This is a genomic window from Ilyobacter sp., from assembly GCF_041583315.1.
Classification (GTDB): Bacteria; Fusobacteriota; Fusobacteriia; order Fusobacteriales; family Fusobacteriaceae; genus Ilyobacter.
Genome location: NZ_JBFHGC010000171.1, coordinates 1 through 5,037, shown reverse-complemented (window position 1 = coordinate 5,037; position 5,037 = coordinate 1). Strand labels below are relative to the sequence as shown.

Sequence of the window (5,037 nt, the reverse complement as noted above, 5' to 3'; positions counted from 1 at the left end):
TACTGAGCTTTATCCTACTTTTGGAAAAATAGCTCAGGAAGAAGGTTTCCCTGAAGTTGCTGCTGTTTTTAGACTTATATCAAGAGTAGAAGTAGAACATGAAAACAGATATTTAAAATTAGCCGGAAATATAGAAAAAAACATGGTATTTGAAAGAGAAGATAAAGTTCGTTGGAAATGCAGAAAATGCGGATATGTACATGAGGGGAAACTTGCTCTCGAGACTTGTCCTGTATGTAATGCCCCAAAGGCCTTTTTTGAACTAAAAGAATCTGATTACTAAAAAGTGGAGGTCAAAAGATGGAAAAATGGGCATGTGTTGTCTGTGGTTATGTGTATGATTCTGTAATAGGTGATCCTGATGCTGGTATAGAGGCAGGGACATCATTTGAGGCGATTCCAGAAGATTGGATATGCCCGCTTTGCGGAGTGGGAAAAGACCACTTTGAAAAAATATAGCTACTAAAATTAAGGAGGAACAATAAATGGAAAAATGGGTATGTGTTGTATGTGGATATGTATATGATCCTGAGGTAGGAGATCCTGATTCTGGAGTAGAAGCAGGTACAAAATTTGAAGATATCCCTGCTGATTGGGTATGTCCACTTTGTGGAGTTGGAAAAGACCAGTTTGAGAAAGCATAAAATCCGGCTTATGCCGGATTTTCTTCTAAATAAATTCTGAAAACACATAGTGTTTTGGGAGGAGGCTTGGCATGGAGAAAACTAAACTATATCCATATCCTCATATGAAAAATTCAAATAAGGATAATATGAAGCTAATTTCAGTTTTATTGTTTTTTGTGCTTACAGTGCTTCTCCTTTTTAACCTTTATAAAAAAGAGATGACTATAAAAAGCCTAAAAAATCAAGTACTCCAGATGCAATTAGATGAAAAGACAAAAGAACTGGAATATATGGAAAAAATAAAAAATAACGAAGTAATAATTCAGAAACAGAAAAATGAGATTGAAACAATCGCTGAAAAACAAAAGAGTAAATTTAAGGAAACAATCCAAAAGCAACAAAAGGAACTTGAAGAACTTAAAGAATTTAAGCTCATTATTGAGAAGGTCAAAAAAATAAGTAAAGGAAACATAAATGAAAAAGAAGCTTTGGCTGTAGCCAAAGCTCTTTATGATGTTCACAGTGAAACCGGAATAGGGTGGGAAATACTGGCTTCCATAATAATGGTAGAGAGCAGCTACAGACCTGGCATCATTTCCAATGACCCTTCCTATGGTCTCATGCAGCTCACCTATGGAGTAGGTAAAGATATCGGAGAAAAAATAGACAAAAAAAAAATACAAAAAAATGATCTCTTGAATATAGAAAGAAATATTTACTATGGAACTTATTACCTTTTAAAACAAATTCTTTATTTTTCAAGTGTTTCTGATGGTATAATGGCCTATAATCTAGGGGCCGGCAGAGTAAATGAACTGAAGGACGAGCACGGAAAAAACCTGGAATCAGAATACCTGAAGAAAGTTAAAAAGTACTATAACAAAATCAGAAACTAAAAATATGTATAACAAATTATAAAATTTTATAAAAAATTATAAAAAAATGTTGACTTATATTAATCTGTATAATATAATTAATCTTGTTCCAAAAGAAAGAAGATCATGTTTTCCAAATTGAAAAGTGACGCGGGGTAGAGCAGTCTGGCAGCTCGTCGGGCTCATAACCCGAAGGTCGTAGGTTCAAATCCTGCCCCCGCCACCAAAATTTCATGATTTATATTTTGAACAAAATAGTGTCGCGGGGTAGAGCAGTCTGGCAGCTCGTCGGGCTCATAACCCGAAGGTCGTAGGTTCAAATCCTGCCCCCGCCACCAAATATGCCTAGATAGCTCAGTTGGCTAGAGCACTCGGTTCATACCCGAGCGGTCGGTGGTTCGAATCCACTTCTAGGCACCATTGATATATTCCATGTAGAACTTAAGCCCCCCCTTTTTTTAAGTCTATATGATTCAAATCCTGGGCTACCCACTCAGGTGTTTCTTTTGAGAAACCATGAATGACCTATTGAAAAGACCGAGTTACCCTACTCGGTCTTTTCTGTTTTTTGTAAAGTTGCCAAAAGATACTTTAGTTGTTATAATTAGCTGATAAATAAATATAGGGTGAGTGATGATGAAACTATCTGTTGGAATAATAACATTTAATGAAGAAAAAATCCTTCCTGTAACTCTGAAAGCCGCCAGTAAAGTTGCTGATGAGATAATAATCGTAGACAGCAACAGCAGTGATAAAACTGTGGAAATAGCCCGTAGTTTCGGAGCTAAGGTCTATGACGAAGAGTGGAAGGGATTTGGTCCCCAGAAAAACTCCGTCATTGATAAATGCAGCGGTGAGTGGATACTGCTTATAGATGCAGACGAAGAACTCTCTGACGATCTTATAAAAAGGATAAAAGAGATAAAGAATGGTACTTATGACTACAGTGTCTACCAGATAAACAGATGCTCCATATGTTTCGGAAAAGAGCTGAAATACGGTGGATGGAGCAATCAGTATGCCACAAGACTTTGGAAAAACGGCAGTGTAAAAGTAAGTGACAATCTAGTACACGAAGAATATATAACAGAACTTGAAATAGGGAAAATAAAGGAAAAAATACATCATTATTCCTACCTCACGTTAAAGGATTACTTTGACAGGTTCAACAGATATACAACCTTGGGAGCAGAGGAATATTACCGGAGAGGTAAAAAATCCGGAATTTTAAAAATAGTCCTCAATCCAATGTATAAATTTTTTAGAATGTATTTTTTAAGGCTGGGATTTTTAGATGGTATAGAGGGGTTTGTCATAGCCTGTACCAGTTCTATGTACTCTATGACAAAGTATTTCAAACTGAGAGAGATGTATAAAAACGGAGCTTATCTGGAAAATAAAAAAAGCTAAGGGTGATTTTGTGGAGATAAAAAGAATAATAATATCTAGAACTGATAAAATAGGTGATTTGGTGCTATCCATCCCTAGTTTTTATATGCTCAGAAAAATGTATCCTCAGGCAGAGATAACAGTTCTCGTGAGGAAATACAACTATGAAATTGTAAAAAATCTACCATATATAAATCGTGTCATAAAAATAGATGATTACAGGCAGAAGGACTTGATAGAAAAAATAAAACATTTCAAGGCTGATGTATTTATAGCACTCTACAACGACAGCTTTGTATCCAAACTGGCAAAATCCAGCAAGGCTCCCTGGAAAATAGGACCCATATCAAAACTGAGCTCTATTTTTACATACAACAAGGGAATCCGTCAAAAAAGGTCTCTCTCTGTAAAGAATGAGGCAGAATACAACCTTGACCTTGTAAAAAAACTCGATCCTGAACTCTTTGAAAAAGAATACGAGATAAATAGTTCTATATTTTTGGAAGAGAGACATAAGAAATCTGCAGAGGTTTTTATGACAGAAAATAACATAAAAGGTAAGGTACTTGTGATAAATCCATTTATGGGCGGATCTGCAAAAAATATTTCAGATGAAGACTATAGCGAGCTTATTAAGGGTATAAAAGAAAAGCTGCCCGACCTAAATATTATTATCACCTGCCATATTTCTGAAGATGAAAGGGGCGAAAAAATAGTTGAAAGCATCGGAAAAGACAAGGTATTTCTCTTTGCAAATGGTGGAGACCTTTTAAACCTTGCGGCTATCATCTCAAAATCCCACCTGTATCTGGGGGGTTCAACCGGACCAACCCACATAGCAGCATCTATGAAAAGAAGTATCGTGGCTGTATACCCAAATAAAAAAACACAGCATCCTGTAAGGTGGGGAACCTTCGGATGGAGTGATATTGACTACATCATCCCTGATGAGAATAACCCCGCTGAAGATTATTCTCATAAATATTTTGATAGTTATAACAACGAGGTAAAAAATACCATCATAGATATTGTTCTTAAAAAATTAGAGGAAAAGGAGGCGGTGATATGAAAATTTTAATTATACACACAGCCTTTATAGGGGACATTGTCCTGTCAACACCTCTCATAAAAATGCTGAAAGAAAAATATCCTGACAGCAGTATAACCTATGTCACCACTCCTGTAGGAGCGACTATTCTGAGGAACAATCCAAATCTGGCTGAGATAATTGAATATGATAAAAGAGGAGAACACAGTGGGATCAGAGGACTTTTTCTCTTGGGAAAAAGACTCAAATACAAAAACTTTGACTTGATAATAACTCCCCACAGATATCTTAGAAGCTCTTTGCTAACATGGCTCACAGGGGCACCTGTGAGAATTGGATATGACAATGCCTCTGGAAAGATGTTTTTCACAAAAAAAGTACACTATGATAAAAGTAAACATGAAGTTGAAAAACTCCTTTCATTCGTAGAAGGTAAAATCGATAAATATTACGGAATAGAGCTTTTCCCAGGAAAAGCTGAGAAAAACAGAATCAGTGAAATCTGGTCTGAAAACCACCTTGAAAATAAAAAAATTGTCACTATTGCCCCTGGGAGCAAGTGGTTTACAAAACAATGGCCACTGGAATATTTCAATAAGGTTGTGGAAGAGCTTTCCAAAAGAAAGGATACTGCCATAGTTCTTATAGGGGGACGTGAAGAACTTCTCCTAAATATAAAAGAGACTGACAAAACAGTCAACTTAATAGGAAAAACATCCCTGTTGGAAGTTGCAGAAGTGACAAGAAGATCTCATGTAGTTTTGACCAACGACTCTTCCCCTATACACATCGCCTCAGCATGGGAAAATACACATATCCTCGCCATTTTCGGGGCCACTGTGAGAGAACTTGGATTCTATCCTTGGTCTAAAAACAGCCAGATAATAGAAAATACCGGACTCCCGTGCAGACCCTGCGGCCTACACGGAGGAAAGAAGTGTCCTAAGGGGCATTTTAAGTGTATGCTCGATCTGAAGCCTGAGATGGTATTGACAAAGATAGAAGAAAAACTGAATAAAATAACTGTCTAACCAAAAAATCCGGGAGTTATTCTCCGGATTTTTTTTATTTAATACTATAACATATCGGAATATCTCTT

The 5,037-nt window shown here is 36.5% G+C and carries 7 protein-coding genes and 3 tRNA genes; all 10 read left to right on the top strand.

Features of this window, described 5'->3' with window-relative positions; genetic code table 11:
* A partial coding sequence (locus ABZA26_RS07310; protein WP_372713863.1) for a rubrerythrin family protein occupies positions 1-283 on the top strand: 283 nt, incomplete at its 5' end.
* A gap of 17 nt (positions 284-300) precedes the next feature.
* The gene (rd, locus tag ABZA26_RS07305) at positions 301-459 is read left to right on the top strand and encodes a rubredoxin (RefSeq protein ID WP_372713862.1); all 159 of its coding nucleotides are present in this window, start codon (positions 301-303) and stop codon (positions 457-459) included.
* A 26-nt stretch (positions 460-485) separates the two neighbouring features.
* Positions 486-644 carry a rubredoxin gene (gene rd, locus ABZA26_RS07300; RefSeq protein ID WP_372713861.1) on the top strand — a complete coding sequence of 53 codons (159 nt, stop codon included), beginning with the start codon at positions 486-488 and terminating at the stop codon, positions 642-644.
* Between the two features lie 71 nt (positions 645-715).
* The gene (locus ABZA26_RS07295) at positions 716-1,522 is read left to right on the top strand and encodes a transglycosylase SLT domain-containing protein (RefSeq protein ID WP_372713860.1); all 807 of its coding nucleotides are present in this window, start codon (positions 716-718) and stop codon (positions 1,520-1,522) included.
* 128 nt (positions 1,523-1,650) lie between these two features.
* Positions 1,651-1,727 (top strand) — tRNA-Met (locus ABZA26_RS07290).
* 35 nt (positions 1,728-1,762) lie between these two features.
* A tRNA-Met gene (locus ABZA26_RS07285) sits at positions 1,763-1,839 on the top strand.
* A 5-nt stretch (positions 1,840-1,844) separates the two neighbouring features.
* Positions 1,845-1,921 (top strand) — tRNA-Met (locus tag ABZA26_RS07280).
* 216 nt (positions 1,922-2,137) lie between these two features.
* On the top strand, positions 2,138-2,911 hold the full coding sequence (locus ABZA26_RS07275) for a glycosyltransferase family 2 protein (protein ID WP_372713864.1): 774 nt from the start codon (positions 2,138-2,140) through the stop codon (positions 2,909-2,911).
* 10 nt (positions 2,912-2,921) lie between these two features.
* Positions 2,922-3,959, top strand: a complete 1,038-nt coding sequence (locus ABZA26_RS07270; RefSeq protein WP_372713859.1) for a glycosyltransferase family 9 protein — start codon at positions 2,922-2,924, stop codon at positions 3,957-3,959.
* Positions 3,956-4,969: a lipopolysaccharide heptosyltransferase II gene (gene waaF / locus ABZA26_RS07265; protein ID WP_372713858.1), complete on the top strand. Its 1,014-nt coding sequence runs from the start codon at positions 3,956-3,958 to the stop codon at positions 4,967-4,969. Before ABZA26_RS07270 ends, waaF begins: the two co-directional genes overlap by 4 nt.
* Positions 4,970-5,037: the final 68 nt, after the last annotated feature.

What these genes read in the sequence shown, in the direction of transcription:
- rd (WP_372713862.1), top strand. Translation starts at nt 301, where the DNA reads ATGGAAAAATGGGCATGTGTTGTCTGTGGTTATGTGTATGATTCTGTA.
- rd (WP_372713861.1), top strand. Translation starts at nt 486, where the DNA reads ATGGAAAAATGGGTATGTGTTGTATGTGGATATGTATATGATCCTGAG.
- waaF (WP_372713858.1), top strand. Translation starts at nt 3,956, where the DNA reads ATGAAAATTTTAATTATACACACAGCCTTTATAGGGGACATTGTCCTG.
- ABZA26_RS07295 (WP_372713860.1), top strand. Translation starts at nt 716, where the DNA reads ATGGAGAAAACTAAACTATATCCATATCCTCATATGAAAAATTCAAAT.
- ABZA26_RS07275 (WP_372713864.1), top strand. Translation starts at nt 2,138, where the DNA reads ATGAAACTATCTGTTGGAATAATAACATTTAATGAAGAAAAAATCCTT.